The sequence below is a fragment of the Polaribacter sp. genome (assembly GCF_036480315.1).
In the GTDB taxonomy this organism is placed as follows: Bacteria; Bacteroidota; Bacteroidia; order Flavobacteriales; family Flavobacteriaceae; genus Polaribacter.
Genome location: NZ_JAZGGG010000040.1, coordinates 1 through 21,566 on the forward strand (window position 1 = coordinate 1; position 21,566 = coordinate 21,566).

Genomic DNA, 21,566 nt, shown 5'->3' on the forward strand with positions numbered 1-21,566 from the left:
GAACTCTTTCTTTGCGTGTAAGTCGTCTATGTTTTTTTACTTCCATTTTACAAATCTATTATTTTAGATTTGTTGCGTTGAGTTATTGAATGGAGGTAATTCATTAAAGATTAAACCTAACGTTGTAGCATAATTTATTGGAAGTAAAATAGGATCAATTTCCGTTTTATATTTTATATTTTCTCCTACTGAAGAACACAAAGACCTAACACCAAGTTCTTCTAAGTACTTTTGCATAGATATAAATGATAAATCATCATCGTGGTACAACATTTCATGCGCCAACGCAATAGAATGTATATGATTTTGAGATTCATTCATCATATCTTTAATATCTAAATGCTTATGTTTCTGTAATTGTAAATTTAAAAGTCCAGAAATTAATTGCAAATTGTTTTTAACTCTATGATGCACTTCTTTTAATAAAATTTCTTTTTGTATTAATGATTTATCTACAACATTCTTTTGCTTTTGAATAATTTTAGATTTTTCTCTATATTTTCTATAAAAAATAAGCATGCCAATCATAATTAGCAGAAGTAACGCAATTCCAATTCTTAGGTATAAACCAATCTGTTCTTTTATTACTACTTCTTTTTTAATATCTATTAATTGATTTGTTTTATTTTCTACATCTAATTTAATAGTTTTTTCTGTATAGATTTTGTTTATTTTCTCTTGTTCTAATGAATCTATAAGGTTTTGGTGTCTTGTGAAAATAGTATTTGCATCATTAATATTTCCAAGTAGCATAAAGTTCTTTGCTTTTAAATGCAGCGAATTCACCATCATTTTGTCATTTTTAGATGCCCTAATTATTTTAAATATGCTGTCTAAATATTTTAAAGAAAGTATAGGTTTTTCTTTATGATAAAACACCTTAGCAAGATCATAGTAAGTACTCAATTGAATGTGTACTTCTTTTGTTTCTTTACTCGATTTTAAAACTTTATATAGAATAGGTAGTGCAATATCATACTTTTTATTCTCTATATCTATAGTCGCTTTATTAGCGTTTATAACATTTATAAAATGATTTAAATAAGCGGTATCTATATTCTTAAGCCCTATTATTTTAGTCTGTATTGTATTTAAAGCACTATTAAAATAATACGTAGCACTGTCGTTTTTCTTTGCGCCCAAAAATGAAAGTCCAATATTATTTTCGCAGCAAGATCTTGAATAAGAGATACTATAATGTGATTCTATTGACTTTAAATATTTTAACTGTATTTTAAAATATCTTTGAGATTGCTTATAATCTTTAATATTATAATATAAGTGACCATACGAATCAATTAATCCTTGTTCAGCTTCTTTAATTTTATCTTCATTAGTTTCACCAAATGGCTTTCCAAACTTTTTCTGTTGATCATAATATAATGGTAGCAACTTTAATAATTTATCATACTGTTTCGAATCAGTATAAGCTAATTTTAAAACAAAGAAAACAAACATGGATTCTTCCATTTCTAAAAACCTTTTAAAGGTTAATAGTTCTCTGGCTCTAAAAATAGTTTCTGTACTTGCTTTATATTGGTTATAATAAAAATGAAAAAGATAGTATTTTACTCTTATTATAGATTCTTCCGTCTCATTTTGTTCGCTCCACTGTAAACAGTTCTCTGCTAATTGTAAATGATTTTCAGAAAAATCGTACTCTGACCTCTTATCTTTAATAGCCTCTTCAAAATAAGCTATCGCTTTTCTAAACTGTATCGGTTTTTTTATTGAAGTTAATTTTGGTTTAAGAGAATCTAATAACCTTGTTTGTCCATTAGATGTGTAAATCGTTATCAAAAAAAGAATAACAGTAAGTTTCTTTATCAAAAATCTCATAAAATAATATACTTTTTATAAACGCAGATTTGTTTGAATATAAAAGTAGTTTTTATTTAAATACATAAAGACTTACTTTTTAGTTATGGGTGAAATTAACCTATTCCTTTTTAACAAAAAAAATATTCATCAAAGTAAAACTTTAAGAACCTAAAAATCAAAAAAATGTGAAGTTTAGCGTTACTTATGTGAAGTTCTAAATCAAAAAAAACCGATTCATTTCTGAATCGGTTTTCTATATATCTAATGTTTCAGTGAAATCTATCCTCCAAAGTCATCAAAACGAATATTCTCGTCAGCTAATCCAAAGTCTTCTCCCATTTTCTGAACTGCATTGTTCATTAATGGTGGTCCACAGAAATACAATTCTAAATCTTCTGGTGCATCGTGGTGATTTAAGTAGTTTTCGATTACACAATTGTGTATAAAACCTACAAAACCATCTCCAGCTTCATCATGTATATTTGTTTTCTTTGTCCAGTTATCTGCCTCTGCAGGATCAGATAAAGCAATATAGAATTTAAAGTTTGGAAAATCTTTTTCCAAGGCTCTAAAGTGTTCGATATAGAATAATTCTGCTTTAGAACGTCCTCCATACCAATAGGTAACTTTTCTACCAGTCTTTAATGTTCTGAATAAGTGATATAAGTGAGAACGCATCGGCGCCATACCTGCTCCTCCACCAACATATAACATTTCTGCTTCAGATTCGTTGATAAAAAATTCACCATAAGGTCCAGAAATAACACATTTATCACCTTTCTTTAAGTTAAAGATATACGAAGAAGCAATTCCTGGATTCACATCCATCCATCCACCTTTTACTCTATCAAAAGGAGGTGTTGCAATACGTACGTTTAACATAATTTCTCTTCCTTCAGCAGGATAAGAAGCCATAGAATATGCTCTCTCTACAGTTTCTGTATTTTTCATTACTAATGGTCTTAAGTTAAACTTATCCCATTCTCCTTCAAATTTATCTGGAGCATCGTGTTCTTCTGGATGCGCTGTAATGTCCATATCAGCATAGTTTACTTCACAGGCTGGAATTTCAATTTGAATATATCCTCCTGCTTTGTAACCCATATCTTGTGGAATCTCAACTACAAACTCTTTAATAAAAGTTGCTACGTTATAATTTCTTACAACAACTGCATCCCATTTCTTAATTCCAAAAATTTCTTCTGGAATAGAAATATCCATGTCTTGTTTTACTTTTACCTGACAAGATAAACGCACACCATGCGCTAATTCTTTACGAGTAAAGTGAGGTGTTTCTGTTGGCAAAGCTTCACCTCCACCTTCATTTACATGACATTCACATTGAATACATGTTCCACCTCCACCACAAGCAGATGGTAGAAATATTTTTTCGTTTCCTAAAGTTGTTAATAAAGAAGCACCTGAAGCAACTTCAATTGTTCTTTCTCCATTAATGGTAATTTTTACAGGACCAGATGGCGATAGTTTTTGTTTTACAAATAATAACAATGTAACTAATAACAAAGTTATTACCAAGAATGCAGCTACTGTAGCTACAATTGTTCCTAATGTACTTGCCGCTAACATCATATTATTCTATAATTTCTTTAGTGTTATTCGCTAATTCTTTTTTCTCCATTTCTTTAGCTTTTACCTCTTCTTTAATCTCTTTAACAGCTTCCGTTTTAGGAGCTTCTTTAGCCTCTTCTTCACCACCAGTTAACATTCCACCAAAGCTCATAAACCCAATTGCCATTAAACCCGTTACAATAAACGTAATTCCCAAACCTCTTAATGGAGCAGGTATGTTAGAATATCTAATTTTTTCACGAATAGCTGCAATTGCTAAAATTGCTAAAAACCATCCGATTCCAGATCCAATACCATACGTTGTTGCTAACCCTAAAGTAGCAATCTCACGAGATTGCATAAATAAAGACCCTCCTAAAATTGCACAATTAACGGCAATTAATGGTAAGAAAATACCTAATGAATTGTATAAAGAAGGTGAGAATTTCTCAACGATAATTTCTACCAATTGTACCATTGTTGCAATCGTTGCAATAAACAAAATAAATGATAAAAAACTTAAATCGTATTCAGCATATTCTGAACCTAACCAAGATAATGCTCCAGGTTGTAATATGTATTGATCTAATAACCAGTTTAAAGGAACTGTTACTGCTAATACAAAGATTACTGCAGCTCCTAAACCAACGGCTGTAGTTACCTTCTTAGATACAGCAAGGTAAGAACACATTCCTAAAAATGTAGCAAATACCATGTTATCTATAAAAATCGACTTGAAAAATAATTCTAAATGTTCCATAATTTTCTAGTTATCTTCAATTAATGCTGGGTTTTTACTACGTTGTATCCAAATAAGAATTCCAACAACTATCAATGCCATTGGTGCTAATAACATAAATCCGTTATTTTCATATCCAATAGCATATAATCCTGTTTTTTCAATAGGATCTCCTAAAACTTTAAATCCTAATAAAGTACCAGAACCTAACAATTCTCTAAAGAAACCTACAATGATTAAAATAACTCCATAACCAATTGCATTTCCTATTCCGTCTAAAAAAGACTTCCACGGTCCGTTTGCCAAAGCAAAAGCTTCAAAACGCCCCATAATAATACAGTTTGTAATAATTAATCCAATAAAAGCTCCTAATGTTTTACTTAATTCATACTGAAAAGCTTTCAGTACTAAATCAACAATAATTACTAATGTTGCAACAACGATTAGCTGTACAATAATTCTAATTTTTGAAGGTATAATGTTTCTCATTAAAGAGATTACCACGTTTCCTAAACCTAACACAAACAATACAGAAACCGCCATAACAATAGAAGCTTTTAATTCTGCTGTAATTGCTAATGCAGAACAAATACCTAATACCTGAATTGTAATTGGGTTATTATCTGCAAATGGATCTGTGATTAATGCTGCGTCTTTTTTTGATAAAAGTCCCATATTAATTTGTTTTTAAAGTGTTAAAGAATGATACATATTTTTTCAACTCTGATTTAATCATTGCTGAAACTCCATCACCAGTAATTGTTGCACCGGCAATTGCATCTACTTCGTTATCTGTTTTGTCTTCGTTCTTTGGATCGTTGTTAGATTTAGAAATTGCAATTCCTTTAAAACTTCCATCTTTTAACAAATGTTCTCCAATAAAATCATCCATAAAGTAACGTTGTTTAATGTTTGCTCCTAAACCTGCTGTTTCTCCTTTGTGATCAAAATACGCTCCTTGAACCACCATGTTAGCATCCATTGCAACATAAGCCCAAACTGCATCCCAAAGACCTTTACCTCTAATTGGTGCGATGTAAAATATTTTACCCTCTTTCTCTCCTACAAACAAAGGCAATCTTCTAACTTTTCCTTCTTTGGCTAAAGTTTGTTCTTTCTTAAGATCTATTAAATAAGCATTTTCATCTTCAGAAACATCTGTTCCTTGAATAACTAGTTGCTTTGTTATATATTTTGAAAACACTTCAGCAACTTTGTCTTTAGATATAAAGACTGCACTCGTTTCGTCGTTTTCGTTTACGCCCATTGCGTATAATATATTTTGTTGCTTTTCTATACGTTTGTTCTCATCTATTGTTGGTTTCAACGCTGATGCGAAAAACGCTAGTATCGCTCCTACTATTATCACCATTCCTGTGGCGAATAATAATGTATATGAATTACTATCTGTTTTTTTAGACATAACTAGGCAGTTTTGGCTTTTAAACGTTTCTTTCTTCTACTTACATTTCCTTGAACCACATAATGGTCTATTGTTGGTGCAAATACATTCATTAATAATATTGCTAACATTACTCCTTCTGGATATGCAGGATTAAATACACGAATCATAATTGAGATAAATCCAATTAAGAAACCGTAAATCCATTTTCCTTTATTTGTTTGTGATGCTGTTACAGGATCTGTTGCCATATAAACAGCTCCAAATGCAAAACCACCAATTAGTAGGTGATGCCAAAACGGTGTGTTCATTAGGCTATAAAATTTACTGCTTTCAGTAATAATACCTGCCGCTGCAATTTGGTTAAATATTAAACCCATTGCTAAAGCTCCTAATGCAGCACTTAACATGATTCTCCAACTTCCTATTTTAGAAAAGATTAAGAAAAGTCCTCCTAATATGATTAATAAAGTAGATGTTTCTCCAACTGAACCTGGAATAAAGCCTACAAACATATCCCATGCAGAATATACTATTTCTTTACCTTGAGCTAAACTTCCTAGAACGGTTTCTCCAGAAATAGCATCTGCTGTTCCTGTTGTTTCCACTGCTCCTGTTACCCAAACTTTATCTCCAGACATCCAAGTTGGATATGCAAAGAATAAGAATGCTCTAATTGTTAAAGCTGGATTTAAGATATTCATTCCTGTTCCTCCAAAAACTTCTTTTCCGATAACAACACCGAAAACTACAGCTACAGATAACATCCATAATGGAGTATCGATAGGAACAATTAATGGAACTAACATTCCTGTTACTAAATACCCTTCTTCAACTTCGTGTCCTTTTATTACTGCGAAAATAAATTCGACTAAAAGACCAACACCGTAAGAAATAAGTACTAATGGTAATATTTTTGCTGCTCCAATTAGTAAATTATCAAAGTTCCAAAAGTCTCCACTAAAGAAAGACATTCCAGAAACGAAATTACCATTTACTGCAACATTATGTTGAAAACCTGCGTTAAACATACCGAATATTAAACATGGCACCATTGCCATAATTACAGTATTCATTGTACGTTTTAAATCGTCTGCCGCTTTTATATGAGTTCCTCCATGAGTCGTCTCATTTGGCAAATATAAAAAGGTATGGATTGCGTTAAACGCAGGAGCCATTTTTGTCCCTTTATATTTTTCTTTTAAATTATGTAAATTTTGTTTTAAGCCCATAATCTTATCCTAGTTCTTCTCTCATTAAATCTAAACCTTCACGAATTATCTTCTGATGTGGTTGTTTAGATACACAAATAAATTCTGTTAAAGCAAAATCTTCTGGTGCTATTTCATAAGCTCCTAAAGCCTCCATTTCATCTAAATCTTTATACATACATGCTTTTAACAATTGCATTGGATAAATATCTAAAGGAAAAACATTTTCGTAAGAACCAGTAACAACAAATGCTCTGTGCTCTCCGTTTGTATTTGTATTTAAATCGTATTTTTTCTTTGGAGTTAACCAAGAAAAAGTTAATGCTCTAGAAGTAGAAATCTTATTAAAAATTGGTTTAGTCCAACCAAATAATTCATAATCATCTCCCTCTGGAATTGCAGTAATCTGGTTATCATAATAACTTAAGAAACCACCTTCATTTACTTCTTTTCCACTTAAAGCATTACCGTTAATAACTCTTGTGTTATCATTATTTAAATTTCTCGCAGTTATATCTTCAATTGCTGCACCAGCAATAGCAGTTACGTATTGTGGTTTGCTAAATTTAGAACCCGTTAAAGCAACTGTTCTTGTTACATTTAACTTACCTGTTAAAAGTAACTCACCAATAACAACTAAATCTTGAGGTGTAATAACCCAAACAACTTCACCTTTATTAATAGGATTAATAGTTGCAATTTGAGTACTTACATTTCCTGAAGGATGAGGTCCTGAAACTTTATGAAGCGCTATACTTTTTAAAGTTGAAAATGGAGAATTAGAATTTGCACCAACAGAAACATGTACTTTTCCTTCTGTTAATTTAGAAATTGCCGTAACAGCCGCTTGCAACTCTGCTTCTTTACCAGCTAAAGTATAATCTAAATCAGCAGCTAAAGGTGCACTTGCATATGCAGATACAAAAATAGCTTTTGGTGCTTGATTTGGGTTTGCAATAACATCATAAGGACGTTGCTTTATAAAAGGCCAACAACCAGAAGTAAATAAATAATTTTTCACTTCTTCTGCGGACATACTGCCTGCGTCTTTAGCTCCAAAATCTTTATATTCTTGTGTTGCGTCTGCAGTAATTTTAACTGCTAGCACTTTTCTTCTTGCTCCACGAATAACCTCAACTACTTTACCAGAAACAGGGCTTGGAAATAAAATACGTTCGTCACTTTTTGAATAAAAAAGTGTATCTCCTGCTTTTACTTCTGCGCCTTCCTTTGCAACAAGTTTGGGTGTTATTCCGTGAAAATCTTCTGGTTTTATTGCATAAACACTACTTCTTTTAATATCAGAAGTTGTTTTTTCTGCAACACCAACAAGCTTAATATCTAAGCCTTTTTTAATACGAATGTCTTTTGACATAGTAAATTGGAATATTTAGTTATCTAAAAAAATCAAGCAAAAATAAAGATTTTGAGGATGATGTTAGATATAAATCTACTTTTATATTGGCAAATTAATCTTATTTATAATAATTCTAAATAAATATATTCGTGAAAACGATTTAGTATTTTAAAAGGGAATAGTATTTGCTATTAACTTTAGAAATTAAATTTCACTATTTTTGAACACACTCTTTTATAAAAAATATGTATAGAAACATTATTTGGCTTTTAATGATTTTATTCTGTTCAGTAAACGCGCAGAATATTAAATCAATTCAATTAAGACCATTTCAAGAAAATAATTTTTCTTCAATTGTTCCTCTTGGTACTGTTTTAGAATTGACTTTTGATGATTTAGAAGCCGATAGTAAAGAATACCAATATAAGATTGAACATATGACCCATAATTGGAAATCAAGTCGTTTAATATCTAGTCAATATATAAATGGGTTTGATCAAAATTACATAAATGAAGCTACAAATTCTTTTAACACTTTACAAAATTACACACATTATTCAGTAAAAATACCTAATGTAAACACTGTAATTACAAAAAGCGGAAATTATCTATTGTCTGTATTAAATGATGATGATGAAGTAGTTTTTACAAGACGTTTTGTGTTATATGAAAGCGCAGCTACAATTGGAGTAACTGTAGACAGAAGTAGAAATACCAAAACATTAAATACACAACAAACGGTTCAGTTTTCTGTAAATCATCCTAATATAAAAATTAACAATCCTAGTCAAGAAATAAATGTTGTTATCCTAAAAAACAATAATTGGAATGAAAAAATTACAGACTTACAACCTACTTTTTTTAAACCAAATCAGCTTTTATACACCTATACAAACAAAACAAATTTTTGGGGTGGTAATGAATATCTAAACTTCGATAGTAAATTGGTTAGAAATAAATCTCTAAACATAGTGCAAATTGAAAAGAAAGACATTTATCATCATTACTTATACCCTTTTACTTATAATAAATATAGAGAATACAGATATAACCCAGATATTAATGGGCAATTTGTTATTAGAACTTTAGAGGCAAATAACAATAATACAGAGGCTGATTATGCTAAAATGCATTTTTCTGTTTTGGTAGATGAACCTTTTAAAGACAAAGACGTTTATATTTATGGTGCTTTTAATGATTTTAAAATCTCTAATGAAAACAAAATGAAATATCAACCAAGAGATAAAACATACAGAGGTAGTTTTCTTTTAAAACAAGGTTTCTACAATTATACTTTTACCACGTTAGATGCTAATAACAATTTAAATACAAATGAAGTAAACAACTCTTTTTACGAAACTGAAAATGAATATTCTGTAATAGTTTACTATAAACCTTTTGGTAGTTTTTACGAACGTGTTATTGGAGTTGGTAGTGGTTATTACAATCAAAATAGATAAACAAATTTTATTTTTTGTATTTAAGGTGAAAAAACCTACATTTACTTTTAATGATACAACAAATTACAAAAGGCATAAAAATTTCTGTAAAAACGAAATTCAATGGTACACGTTTAAGAAATAACACTATGTATTATGTCTTTGCATACTTTATAACTATAGAAAACACCTCTACAGAAACGGTAAAATTAACAGATAGGTTCTGGAAAATTTATGATTCACTAAACCGTACGGAAATTGTTAGCGGAGAAGGAGTTGTAGGACAAACACCAATATTAAAGCCAAATGATAATTACACATATAGTTCTGGTTGTTTTTTAGAATCTAATACCGGAGCTATGAAGGGGTTTTATACAATGATAAATTTAGATACTTTTGAACAATTTAAGGTAATTATACCAACTTTTCAACTATTAACCAAAGCGATATCAAACTAACAAAATCAAAAAAGAATCTTGTAAAAATTAAAGACCCAGAATGTTTAAATTGTGGTCATCCGTTTAGCGGACAAGAAAAGTTTTGCCCAGATTGTGGACAAGAAAACAAAGGAAATAAGGTAACTTTTGGTAATTTTATTCATGAAATCTTTAATGGCCTTTTTAATTTTGACGCAAAGTTTTGGCGTACATTAATTCCGTTATTTATTAGCCCTGGAAAGGTTTCTAAAGACTACAAAGAAGGTAAAAGAAGCAGATACTCGAATCCTTTTCGTTTTTATATAACCGTTTCAATTATCTTTTTCTTGGTGTTAGGTTTTAACATGAATTATCAGAAATACAAATCTTTAATTACAAAAGGTACTGAAAAAAAAATAAGTATAAATGATGCTCTTAATAATGCAGAAATCAAACCAGATTCTATAAAAAGATTAGTTGAAAAAGAGCTGAATGAATCTATAATTCCACTTACTGAAAAACAAAAAAATAACATTTTAAAAGATATTGAAGAACAAGCAAAAGACCCTACAAAAAGAAAAAAAATAAGTGGAAATAAAATTTCTTTTGGTGGTAGTTCTAGAATAGATAAGTTTGTTTCTTATCAAAAGAAAAATCCAAAAATTAAAACTGATGACGCTTTAGATTCTTTAAAATATGAAAAAAACTTTAAAAATAGATTTTTTTATCAAAGAGCAAAAGTAATTAACAAAATTATGGAAGATACAGATAGCTATGATAAGTTCGTTAGCGAATCTATATCCTATGGTTCTATTTCATTATTTATTCTACTACCTTTATTTACCCTCTTTTTAAAGCTGTTTTATATTCGAAGAAAATATACTTATGTAGACCACTTGATTTTTGTGTTTCACACACAAACAGTTTTTTTTATGCTAGTTACATTACTTCTTCTAATAAGTTTTTTTATAAGCTTAAAAAGTACTTGGATATTTCTAATAATCTTTTTAATATACCTCTTTTTGGCAATGAAAAAATTCTACAATCAAGGTTTCTTTAAGACCTTTATTAAGTTTCTGATGCTAAATTTAGTATACTTTATTATGGGAGTTATTGGCGTAATATTTGTAATGGTAATTTCTTTCGCAATTTACTAAATCTTTATACAGCAAGAAATTTCATCTCTATTATAAGTTAAAATAAAATCATTACTTCCCAAAGGCAAATAAGTAACTGTACACATGTATGTTTTAATTATTTATGATATCCATTTTTTTTGATATGATTATTGAATTTACTACAAGAAAAGACATCAAAAATCAGTTAAATTTATTGAAACAAAAATCGTAACTTTGAAACTCAAAACTAGTCGATTAAAATTTAAAAACACAACAAAAATGGCAAGAGGATTTTTTAACGTTCCAAAAGCAATAAACGAACCTGTAAAAGGGTATGCTCCAGGTTCTCCAGAAAGAGAAGAATTATTAGCGACATACAAAACAATGTTTAACAGTAATATTGATGTGCCAATGCATATTAATGGTGAAGAAGTTAGAACAGGAAACACTAAAAACATAACACCTCCACATGACCATAAACATGTTGTTGGACAATATCATACAGCAGATAAATCGCACATAGATTCAGCAATTTCTACAGCTTTAGCTGCAAGAGAGGCTTGGTCTAGCGTTTCTTGGATGGAGCGTGCTGCTATTTTCTTAAAGGCTGCTGAATTATTAGCAGGACCTTATAGAGCAAGAATGAATGCTGCAACTATGATTGCACAATCTAAAAACGTATATCAAGCAGAAATTGATGCTGCTTGTGAAATGATTGATTTCTTCCGTTTTAACGTAGAATATATGACTGATATTTTTAAAGATCAGCCAACATCTTCACCAGGAGTTTGGAACAGAGTTGAATATAGACCTTTAGAAGGATTTGTATATGCAATTTCTCCTTTTAACTTTACTTCTATTGCTGCAAACTTACCTGCATCAGCTGCTTTAATGGGTAATGTTGTTGTCTGGAAACCTTCTGATCATCAAGCATATTCTGCACAAGTAATTGTAGATTTATTTAAAGAAGCTGGTTTACCAGACGGTGTAATTAACGTTGTTTACGGAGATCCAGTAATGATTACCGATACCGTTTTAGCGTCTCCAGATTTCTCTGGATTACACTTTACAGGTTCTACGCATGTTTTTAAAAGCCTTTGGAAACAAATAGGAAACAACATTCATACGTATAAAACATACCCAAGAATTGTTGGAGAAACTGGTGGAAAAGATTTTATCTGGGTACACAATTCATCAAATCCTCTACAGGTTGCAACTGCAATGACAAGAGGTGCTTTTGAATACCAGGGTCAAAAATGTTCTGCAGCTTCACGTTCTTACATTCCTGCGTCACTTTGGCCAGAAGTTAAGAAACATTTAATAGCACAAGCAAGTGAGTTAAAAATGGGTTCTCCAGTAGATCCATCAAACTTTATAAATGCCGTTATTCACGAAGGTTCTTTCGATAAAATTGCAAGTTATATAGATGCAGCAAAAACAGATAAAGATGCAGAAATAATTATTGGTGGAAACCATGATAAATCTGTTGGTTACTTTATTGAACCAACTGTAATTGTTAGTCAGTCTCCGAAATATACAACGATGTGTACAGAATTATTTGGACCTGTTATGACGGTTTATGTATATGAAGATGCTGAATGGGAAGCTACTTTAAAATTAGTTGATGAAACTTCTGAATATGCATTAACAGGAGCAATCTTTTCTACAGATAGATATATTGTTGAAAAAGCGTCTAAAGCATTAGAAAACGCTGCTGGAAACTTCTATATTAATGACAAACCATCAGGAGCAGTTGTTGGTCAGCAACCCTTTGGTGGCGCAAGAGCTTCTGGAACAAATGACAAAGCTGGTTCTGCACAAAACTTATTACGTTGGACTTCTGTTCGTTTAATTAAAGAAACTTTAGTTTCACCTTCAGATTACAAATATCCTTTTTTAGGATAAATTCAACAAATTATAATTTTCAAAAAACCGTATCAAATTTTGATACGGTTTTTTTATTTCCTAATTTTAGGCAAATATTTTTTAAATTATGGAATATAAAATTTTAATGTATGTACATCTTTTAACTGTAGTTCCTTGTATTTTTATTGGTGCTTATCTTTTAGCTGTAAAAAAAGGCACACCTTTTCATAAATCACTAGGAAAAATCTACATGTCTTTAATGATGATTACTGCAATTATCACATTATTTATGCCTGCTTATGTTGGTGCTCAATTTTTAAATCATTTCGGATTCATTCATCTTTTTAGCTTCTTAACACTATACAGTGTACCAACTGCAATTATTGCTATTAAAAAAGGACAAATAAAAAAACACAAACTAAAAATGATTTTTCTTTATATAGGTGCTATTGTTATTGCCGGAGGATTTACCTTAACTCCTGGTCGATTTCTACACACATTCTTCTTTGGTAATTAAACACAAAAAAACCACATCCTTTTTTGGAATGTAGTTTTTTATAAAAACTCTATATTTTTTTCTTATTTAATTATTAATTTCCGTGTAGTTTGCTTGCTACCGTTTGTCACTTTTAACAAATACAAACCTGCAGAAGCTTTTTTGAAAAAAATCTTTTCAGAAAAATTAGTATTTATATTTAAAAAATCTTTTTTATCAACCAATCTTCCTCTAACATCATATAACTGAACAGTAACCTTATTTGTATCTTGGGCTTCTAAATTTAAAGTAAATGCACCTGACGTTGGGTTTGGATATAAATTAAATCCACTAAAAAATTCATCTTTTATAGAAGTTACATTATCAATAGTAATTGAATAATCTTCCGTTTCTCCCCATTCAGTATTATGATCTGTGTCACAAGGACCATCTCCATAATTATCAGCACCAGCATAATATTCCACCACAACCCTCATGATTGTTGTTCCTAAAACAGCATCATTAGGAATAGATATGTTAAGTGTTTTTGTACCTACATCATCAAATTCTGTACCTAAATCATATCTTTCTGTTGTTTTATTGAATACATAATCTTTATTCCAATCTATAAAAACGTAACAATGATCCTGAAATCCACCAGTATCCATTGTTACACTAACTTGGTGAGAATCTCCTCTTTTTACAATGGTATTAACCGACGTAAAATCTTCATAACCATCAACAGTATCATTTCCAGATGTATTATTAATTGTATTAAATGTAACATTGGTAATGTGTTCCGTACCACCTGTTTCATCTGTAAAAGTAGAAACACAATAAGAAGGTTCTAATGTTGTAAATCTAAATGAACCAGAAAATGCACCCTCTCCACAACTATTTTTTGCTTTTACTCGCCAATAATACATTGTATTTCCTGCGAGACCAGAAGATATATAAGAATTTGTAGTAACATTTCCGCTTGAAACAATGTTTGAAAAACTATTATCCGAAGCTATTTGAACATCATAATTTGAAGCATTACCATCTGCATCCCATTTTAACTCTTCAGACAGATTAACGTTTGTTGCATTATTTGCTGGCGATGTTAAGGTTAAGGCACCAAAAGTAGCAGTTGTAACATTTAACTGAACGTTAATATTTTGAGTTACACTTGTAGATTTACCTTCAACATTTATTATATAAGCCTGGTCAGTTTTACCATCTAAATTAGAAACTGTCATAGTTACATTACCATCAGCATTAATTGTCGTTGGACTAAAAGAAACAGTAGCTCCTGAAGGCTGATTCGTTGTGGTAAATGAAACTGCTTCTGAAAAACCATTTACAAAATCGAAATTTAAAACAAAACTTGCAGATTGATTTCCTGTATTACAAGCAGATTGAATTCCACTAGAATTAGTCATTACAAATGTTGGTGTTGTGGAATTAATTGTAAAATCTATTCCATTAACATTATAAAAAATATTATCTGCAGACTCCACCATAATTCTTGCAGTAGTTGTTACATTGTTTGGTATAACAACATCTTCTGAACCATCGTTTGGTGTGTTTGATTTAATTGTTATTGGAAAAGTAATTCCGCCATCTACAGATAATTTAATGTTTACATTTTGGCAATTTATTGGCGCCGTATCTGTTGTTCCTTTATTCCAAGTTATAGTTTGTGTAGAACTTACATCCCAAGAAACAGCTGTACTTGGTGTAGAAACTGTAAAAGCATCAGCATCTGTTACTGAAACACTCATGTTGTCTCTAGCGGTGCTTCCGCCACCTGCATTATTATCTCTTACTAAAAAAGAAAAGTTTAAATCTCTTACAACCGAAGGTAAAACTTCCCAAGTTGTAGATGTATTACCCGCAACTATAGTTGCTAAATCTGGCATATATCTATTTAGTGACGTTTTAGATGGTAATGATCTAAACATTGGTCCGCCAGAATTTGTAGATAATGGTGGCATTGTTGCTATTTCACTATCTGTTTGTTCCCAACTATAGGTTAAACTAGCAGTTCCGTCCACATCAGTTGCTATTCCTTTTAAAATAAAAGGAGTAGATTTAGGAATACTATAATCAGCTCCAGCGTTTGCCGTTGGTGCATTATTGTTTGTATTAGTTTCCGCAGCACAATTTGCAGAAGATTGAATGGTGTTCCACATTTCTGCAATACTTACTGCGTGAAAATGATCATCACTTTGATTCTGAACATTTGGTGAACAAATACCGGCATATCCCATTATTGTAGAAGCACTTCCTGGTTCTACTGCTGTAGATGCATTTCTATTACATGAATTATTTTGAGTATGATTTGCTCCAAATTGATGTCCCATTTCATGGGCAACAAAATCAATATCATAAGGATCACCGATTGGTTGGCTTCTTCCTGTAACTCCTCTTGCTTTTTGCCCTGAACTACATACAACTCCGCCACCTGCTAAACCATCTCCGCCAATACTAAAAATATGTCCAATATCATAATTTGCATCCCCAATTTCAGTATCACAAATTGTTTGTACTTCATTAATCATTAAATTTGGGTCACCATCAGTAATATTATCTAAAGCCGCATCTAAAAAGATAACTTTTTCATTATCTGCTACAATTACCATTCTTACAGCTAAATCTCTTTCAAACACACCATTAACACGCGTCATTGTTGTATTCAATGCAGACAAAACTGCTGCTTTTTTCACTTCATCTGTAGCAGATGCAGATACACTTTGATTTGTTAAATGAAACTGCGCATACTCTCCGCTACAAACTAAAGCTAAACGAAATGTTCTTAACTTTCCATCATTTGCATTTTCAATTATATTTTCTGTAGGAGTACTACTTTTAGAGAACTCTTCTTCTACTTGACATGTAAAGTTGTCTTTATCTTCACTTAAATCATCTCTTTTGTATAAAATATAATTCTCATTATCTTTTGAATAAGGATCTATATATATGGTTTTTTCAATACCAGAGAATACTACTGCATGAAAACCATCTTCTCCAATACTAATTTTTGCAACTGCAGTTGGATCATCTATACCTTGCGCTGAATAGGATCTAATCATTGGAAATTTAGCTGTTAATTTTGCATCAAAGTTTGAAGTTTCTTTTACTATAAATTTTGATAATTCTCCTTTAGAGTTTGGTAATTCAATAACGGTTTGAGTATTTTTAGAAGCAAACTTACTTTTCAATTCTGAAACATTTAAAGAAAATAATTCATATTTTGTTGGGTAGTTTTTCTTTTGATAAATATCTTTTTCAAGAATAGAATTATCTTGTTTATGTAAATTATGCCATAGTTTTTGAGCATTAATTTCTCCAAAAAAAGAAAAAATAACGATTAGAATAAACGATAAATATAGTTTTAACTTCATAATTATTAATTTAATATATTAGAGAATACGTCTTCAAATATAATCAAATATTTATCTTTGTAGTCGAGATTATGAATAGAAACATACTATTAACAGACCTATCTATAAAAGATTACAAGGATACTTGGGATTTTCAAACACAATTATTGCAGGAAATTGTTGAGGTTAAAATTAACAATAGACGAAAAAACCTTGCTCAAGAAACAGAAAATCACTTTTTATTTGTTGAGCATCCTCATGTTTATACATTAGGTAAAAGCGGAGATTTAAGCAACCTTCTTTTGAATGAAAAACAATTAGAAGAAAAAGGAGCTACCTTTTACAAAATAAATCGTGGTGGCGACATTACGTATCATGGTCCGGGACAAATTGTAGGTTATCCTATTTTAGATTTAGAAAATTTCTTTACAGACATTCATAAATACTTACGTTTACTTGAGGAAACAATTATTTTAACCATTGCAGAATATGGTTTAAAAGGAGAAAGAAGTGATGGTGAAACTGGTGTTTGGTTAGATGTTGGCACCCCTTTTGCGCGTAAAATTTGCGCCTTGGGAATTCGATCTTCTCGCTGGGTAACCATGCATGGTTTTGCTTTAAACGTAAATACCAATTTAGGGTATTTTGATAATATTATTCCGTGTGGAATTCGTGGTAAAGCTGTTGCTTCTATGGAATCTGAATTAGGAAAAAAATTAGATTTAGAAGAAGTAAAACAAAAAATATTAAAGCATTTTAAAGCTTTGTTTGATGTTAATGCATTTATTACAAAATAAGAAAACCTGCTTTCGCAGGTTTTCTTATTTTGTAAATGTAATTTTTTATTTTTCTTCGTTAAAATACACTTTATAAAATTTCATTTTTTTCTCTTCGTCATAACCTCTTTCTAAATACTCTGAAGCTGCTTCTGGCGCATCTACATCTAACTTAATATTTATATTTGTATCTAATTTAATTTCTGTTTTTAGCTTGCTTTTTTCTTTCTTTAAAACAACACCTGAAACATCAAAATTATTTCTAATTAAAACATCGTTTAAGTTCTCGAAGTGTTTTTTATATTCGTCAAACTGTACTTTATGTTTTTCTTCTCCAAAAACTTCATCTTTAAAAGTAGCATAATCTACCGCTTCGTTTTCTTTAAAATAATCTACAGTATTTGCCAGGAAGTTTCCTTGCTCCTGCATTCCTAACTCTGGTTTAATTACTTCTTCAGAAAATTCTTTACACATTTCTAAATAACTCTGTGTATGTGAATTATAATCATCCGCTAATTTTACAGATAAAAAATTCTTAACCCAATATTGTGCATCGTAATTGTTATTATCTACAGATAAAACAATGGTACCTTCTGCATCTGATGTATTTAAAATTAAACAACCTTTGTCTATTCTTTTTATTGAAATTCCTTTTTGAACTACAACATCAAAACTTTCATTATCATCTAAATACGTTTGAAAAAAATCTACTTTATTTTCAATTTTAAAGATTCCTATAGCTTCTGTTAATACATCTTTGTATTCTATACCTTCAATAAAAACAACAATTGCATCACCTGTTTTTATTTGTGCAGAATTAGATTGCTCAAATAAGTGGTTTACAATACTTTTAGAATATTCTACAAATGAACTTTCTTCTTTAAAAACTTCTGTTGCAAAATTATTTAATTCATTTAAACGCACATCTGCATGGTTTGTAAAACGATAACTTTGTGTTAAACTCCCAAATGGTTTTAATAAGAAATTCTTCATTAAATCGTAACTTTCTTGATCGAAGCGAATTAAGTCATCAGAAAAAACATTCTGCCCACTATTGAATTTATTTGCTACTTTATGTAAGATACATTTGGTAATTTCTGCTCTAGTTTTTTTAATCATTATCTAAAATTGAGGTGTAAAAATAGAAAAAGTTTGTGGATGATTTTAATATAAATGAATGAGTTTCTAAAATTATTATTCTGAAAGTTAGCAAAAGTGTTTAGCACTGATTGAAACGGTATTCTTTTGTTTTTTTTACAAAAAAGATTTAATGGAAAGCAGGAAATAACTTCTAAAAATTTAAAAAAATAGTTGTTTTATAATTTCAATTTTATTTGTTCTGGCAACAATTTAAAAGTTTTTCTATGATAATCTGTCGCACCAAATTCTCTAATTGCATTTCGGTGTTCTTTAGTTGGATATCCTTTGTTTTTCTGCCAATTATACATAGGGAATTCTTGATGAATTTTCTTCATATATTCATCTCTGTATGTCTTTGCTAAAACAGAAGCTGCAGCAATACTCATAAATTTAGCATCTCCTTTTACTATAGTTTCGTGCGGAATATCTTTGTAATTTCTAAACTTATTTCCATCTACAATTATAAATTCTGGCTGAATTTTAAGCATTTCTATAGAACGATGCATTCCTGTTATGGAAGCTTGCAAAACATTTATTTTATCTACTTCTTGCTGCCAAACAAAAGAAACGCCAAAAGCAATTGCGTGTTCTTCTATAAACGGACGTAATTCTTCTCTTCTTTTTTCTGAAAGTTGTTTAGAATCATTCAAAAAAGAGTGTTTAAAATCTTTGGGTAAAATTACGGCAGCAGCTACCACAGGTCCGCATAAACAGCCTCTACCTGCTTCATCTGTTCCTGCTTCCAAAGAAAAACCACTATAATTTAATTGCAACATGGTACAAAGAAAAGAAAAAATTCAGTTTTAAATTGCCAAGAATGAAGATTCTTTAATTAACAGTATTCTGTATAATTATTAACTTTTATTTTCGTTTAATTATTTTACATTTGTCATTGCAGAAAAAACCTATGAACAAATCACTCTTTTTACTACTATCATTCTTTTTATTTGGATTAAATACTGCTTTTTCGCAAAAAGTAATTAAGCCAACTCAAAAATTAAATGAATTTAATAGAGTTGATACTGATACTATAAGTAACTCTGGTGAAATTACAGTAAAATTAAGTGGTAAGACAAAGTATACAGATTATAAAGTTTTCTCTCATAAAAGAGATACTACTTATATAGACACTACACTTACAATTCAAAAAGAGTATAAATTTAACTATTTAAGAACAGATAATTTTGAGTTATTAGCTTTTCATAACCAAGGACAAACTTTTAATAATCTTGGGTATAGTTTTAATAATTTAAGCCTTTTTCCTGATATTGGTTATACTGCAAAACAGTTTAGTTATTTAGATATTGACGAAATAAAATATTACGAAGTTCCTACACCAACAACAGAAATCTTATATAGAACTGGTTTGCAGCAAGGACAAGTTTTAGATGCTTTATTTACGGTAAATTTTTCTAAAAGATTAAATGTTTCTCTATCTTATAAAGGATTGCGTTCTTTAGGCGCTTATAGAAGATCTATAGCAAGTAATGGTAATTTTAGAGGTGCTTTTCATTATAGAACTAAAGAAAATCAATATGAAATTCGTGGCCATTTAACTTCTCAAGATTTTTTTAATCAAGAAAATGGCGGTTTAACTGTAGATGATTTAGCTAACTTTATAAATGAAGATCCTAATTTTGATACAAGGGCGCGTTTAGATGTAAATTTAACGGATGCGGAAAATCAATTTGATGGAAGTAGAATTTATTTTGACCATAGTTTCAAATTACTTTCTAATAAAGATACAATTCAAGATAAAGACTTTAGCAATCTAAAAATTGGTCATGTTTTTACCCGAGAAACTAAAAGTTACAGTTTTACACAACCAACAAGTACAGCTACTATTTTTGGAAATGAAAGTGCATCTGGAGCAATAGAAAATGAAGCAAAGAGCACAATTACAAATAATGAATTAAATCTAGATTTTAATTCTAAATATGTACTTGGTCAAATTAAAGCGAAGATAAATTTAACCAATTATAGTTATGGTTATGATACTATTTTAAATACTTCTAGTAACATTTCTAAAACAAAGTTGGAAGGAAAAGCAATTTCTGTAGGTGCAGATTGGAATGCAAAAATTAAAAACTTTCAATTAAACGCGACAGGTAATTTAACTCCAGGAAATAGTAGATTATCTGGTAATTTCATAAAAGGTGAAGCCGTTTACAAAAAAGACAGTGTTTTTGCTTTTAAAGGGAGCTTATTAATTAGTTCTAAATCTGCAAATTTCAATACTTTATTACATCAAAGTAAATATGATGATTTTAATTGGCAAAACGACTTTAGCAACGTAAATACAAGAGATTTAGGTTTTGAATTTAAATCTAAATGGGTAAATGCTGCTTTAAATTTTACCAATATTGACAACTATACTTATTTTGATGAGAATAGTAAAGCACAACAATTTACGAGTCAGATTACGTATTTAAAAGTGAAAGCAAATAGAGAATTTAAAGTAGGTAAATTTGCTTTAGACAACACGGTTATGTATCAAAATGTAAGTAGCGGAAGTTCTGTTTTTAGAGTACCCGAATTGGTTACAAGAAATACGTTGTATTACCAAGATTATTGGTTTAAAGGAAAACCAATGTTGGTAAATATTGGTGTTACTTTTAAATATTTTACAGAATATTACGCAAATGCTTACAACCCTGTTTTAGCTGAATTTAGAGTACAAAATGACCAACTAATTGGTTATCCTACTTTTGATATTTTCTTTAACTCACAAGTGCGAAGAACGCGTTTATATCTAAAAGTAGACAATGTAACTTCTGATTATTCTAAAAAGAATTATTTTTCTGCACCAAATTATCCGTATAGAGATTTTACTGTTCGTTTTGGTTTGGTTTGGAATTGGTTTATATAA

Annotated in this window: 17 protein-coding genes and 1 pseudogene; 8 read left to right on the forward strand and 10 right to left on the reverse strand. The window is 30.2% G+C overall.

All coding sequences use genetic code 11. From position 1 onward, the window contains the following. Positions 1–63: 63 nt before the first annotated feature. The 7 genes from V3V28_RS08100 to V3V28_RS08130 all read right to left on the reverse strand — a co-directional run bounded on the left by V3V28_RS08100 (position 64) and on the right by V3V28_RS08130 (position 8,117). Complete coding sequence (locus tag V3V28_RS08100) at positions 64–1,839, reverse strand: sensor histidine kinase (protein ID WP_331364522.1); 1,776 nt, start codon at positions 1,837–1,839, stop codon at positions 64–66. Positions 1,840–2,100: 261 nt separating this feature from the next. Beyond that, positions 2,101–3,411, reverse strand: a complete 1,311-nt coding sequence (gene nqrF, locus V3V28_RS08105) for an NADH:ubiquinone reductase (Na(+)-transporting) subunit F (protein ID WP_331364523.1) — start codon at positions 3,409–3,411, stop codon at positions 2,101–2,103. Position 3,412: 1 nt separating this feature from the next. Beyond that, positions 3,413–4,150 (reverse strand): NADH:ubiquinone reductase (Na(+)-transporting) subunit E, encoded by a 738-nt coding sequence (nqrE, locus tag V3V28_RS08110; protein ID WP_331364524.1) that lies wholly within the window; start codon positions 4,148–4,150, stop codon positions 3,413–3,415. Positions 4,151–4,156: 6 nt separating this feature from the next. Beyond that, positions 4,157–4,804 carry an NADH:ubiquinone reductase (Na(+)-transporting) subunit D gene (locus V3V28_RS08115; protein ID WP_331364525.1) on the reverse strand — a complete coding sequence of 216 codons (648 nt, stop codon included), beginning with the start codon at positions 4,802–4,804 and terminating at the stop codon, positions 4,157–4,159. 1 nt (position 4,805) lies between these two features. Beyond that, on the reverse strand, positions 4,806–5,552 hold the full coding sequence (locus tag V3V28_RS08120) for a Na(+)-translocating NADH-quinone reductase subunit C (protein ID WP_331364526.1): 747 nt from the start codon (positions 5,550–5,552) through the stop codon (positions 4,806–4,808). A 2-nt stretch (positions 5,553–5,554) separates the two neighbouring features. Then, a complete protein-coding gene (locus V3V28_RS08125; protein WP_331364527.1) occupies positions 5,555–6,763 on the reverse strand; it encodes an NADH:ubiquinone reductase (Na(+)-transporting) subunit B in 1,209 nt (402 codons plus the stop codon). A 4-nt stretch (positions 6,764–6,767) separates the two neighbouring features. Next, positions 6,768–8,117, reverse strand: a complete 1,350-nt coding sequence (locus V3V28_RS08130; RefSeq protein ID WP_331364528.1) for a Na(+)-translocating NADH-quinone reductase subunit A — start codon at positions 8,115–8,117, stop codon at positions 6,768–6,770. Positions 8,118–8,344: 227 nt separating this feature from the next. Between V3V28_RS08130 and V3V28_RS08135 the strand changes: the two genes are divergently transcribed. The 6 genes and pseudogenes from V3V28_RS08135 to V3V28_RS08155 all read left to right on the forward strand — a co-directional run bounded on the left by V3V28_RS08135 (position 8,345) and on the right by V3V28_RS08155 (position 13,455). Then, positions 8,345–9,559, forward strand: coding sequence for a type IX secretion system plug protein (locus tag V3V28_RS08135; RefSeq protein ID WP_331364529.1), 1,215 nt, complete (start codon positions 8,345–8,347; stop codon positions 9,557–9,559). Between the two features lie 50 nt (positions 9,560–9,609). Further along, complete coding sequence (gene apaG, locus V3V28_RS08140) at positions 9,610–9,996, forward strand: Co2+/Mg2+ efflux protein ApaG (protein WP_331364530.1); 387 nt, start codon at positions 9,610–9,612, stop codon at positions 9,994–9,996. Positions 9,997–10,142: 146 nt separating this feature from the next. After that, positions 10,143–10,289: pseudogene (locus V3V28_RS14675) on the forward strand (DUF3667 domain-containing protein); the annotation flags it as partial. Between the two features lie 30 nt (positions 10,290–10,319). Then, the gene (locus V3V28_RS08145) at positions 10,320–11,111 is read left to right on the forward strand and encodes a hypothetical protein (RefSeq protein ID WP_331364531.1); all 792 of its coding nucleotides are present in this window, start codon (positions 10,320–10,322) and stop codon (positions 11,109–11,111) included. 240 nt (positions 11,112–11,351) lie between these two features. Further along, positions 11,352–12,977 (forward strand): L-glutamate gamma-semialdehyde dehydrogenase, encoded by a 1,626-nt coding sequence (pruA, locus tag V3V28_RS08150; RefSeq protein ID WP_331364532.1) that lies wholly within the window; start codon positions 11,352–11,354, stop codon positions 12,975–12,977. Between the two features lie 88 nt (positions 12,978–13,065). Continuing rightward, positions 13,066–13,455 carry a DUF2306 domain-containing protein gene (locus V3V28_RS08155; protein ID WP_331364533.1) on the forward strand — a complete coding sequence of 130 codons (390 nt, stop codon included), beginning with the start codon at positions 13,066–13,068 and terminating at the stop codon, positions 13,453–13,455. Between the two features lie 62 nt (positions 13,456–13,517). Here the strand turns inward: V3V28_RS08155 and V3V28_RS08160 are convergent, their stop codons facing one another. After that, entirely contained in the window at positions 13,518–16,802 is a 3,285-nt protein-coding gene (locus V3V28_RS08160) for a reprolysin-like metallopeptidase (protein ID WP_331364534.1), read from the reverse strand. Positions 16,803–16,873: 71 nt separating this feature from the next. On the opposite strand from V3V28_RS08160, the gene lipB reads away from it, so the two are divergent. After that, on the forward strand, positions 16,874–17,578 hold the full coding sequence (gene lipB / locus V3V28_RS08165; protein WP_331364535.1) for a lipoyl(octanoyl) transferase LipB: 705 nt from the start codon (positions 16,874–16,876) through the stop codon (positions 17,576–17,578). Positions 17,579–17,623: 45 nt separating this feature from the next. On the opposite strand, the gene V3V28_RS08170 is transcribed toward lipB, so the two are convergent. Both V3V28_RS08170 and V3V28_RS08175 read right to left on the reverse strand, forming a co-directional pair. Beyond that, positions 17,624–18,676, reverse strand: a complete 1,053-nt coding sequence (locus V3V28_RS08170; protein WP_331364536.1) for a nucleoid-associated protein — start codon at positions 18,674–18,676, stop codon at positions 17,624–17,626. 197 nt (positions 18,677–18,873) lie between these two features. Then, positions 18,874–19,473 carry a ribonuclease HII gene (locus V3V28_RS08175; protein WP_331364537.1) on the reverse strand — a complete coding sequence of 200 codons (600 nt, stop codon included), beginning with the start codon at positions 19,471–19,473 and terminating at the stop codon, positions 18,874–18,876. Between the two features lie 131 nt (positions 19,474–19,604). On the opposite strand from V3V28_RS08175, the gene V3V28_RS08180 reads away from it, so the two are divergent. Further along, positions 19,605–21,566 (forward strand): putative porin, encoded by a 1,962-nt coding sequence (locus V3V28_RS08180; protein ID WP_331364538.1) that lies wholly within the window; start codon positions 19,605–19,607, stop codon positions 21,564–21,566.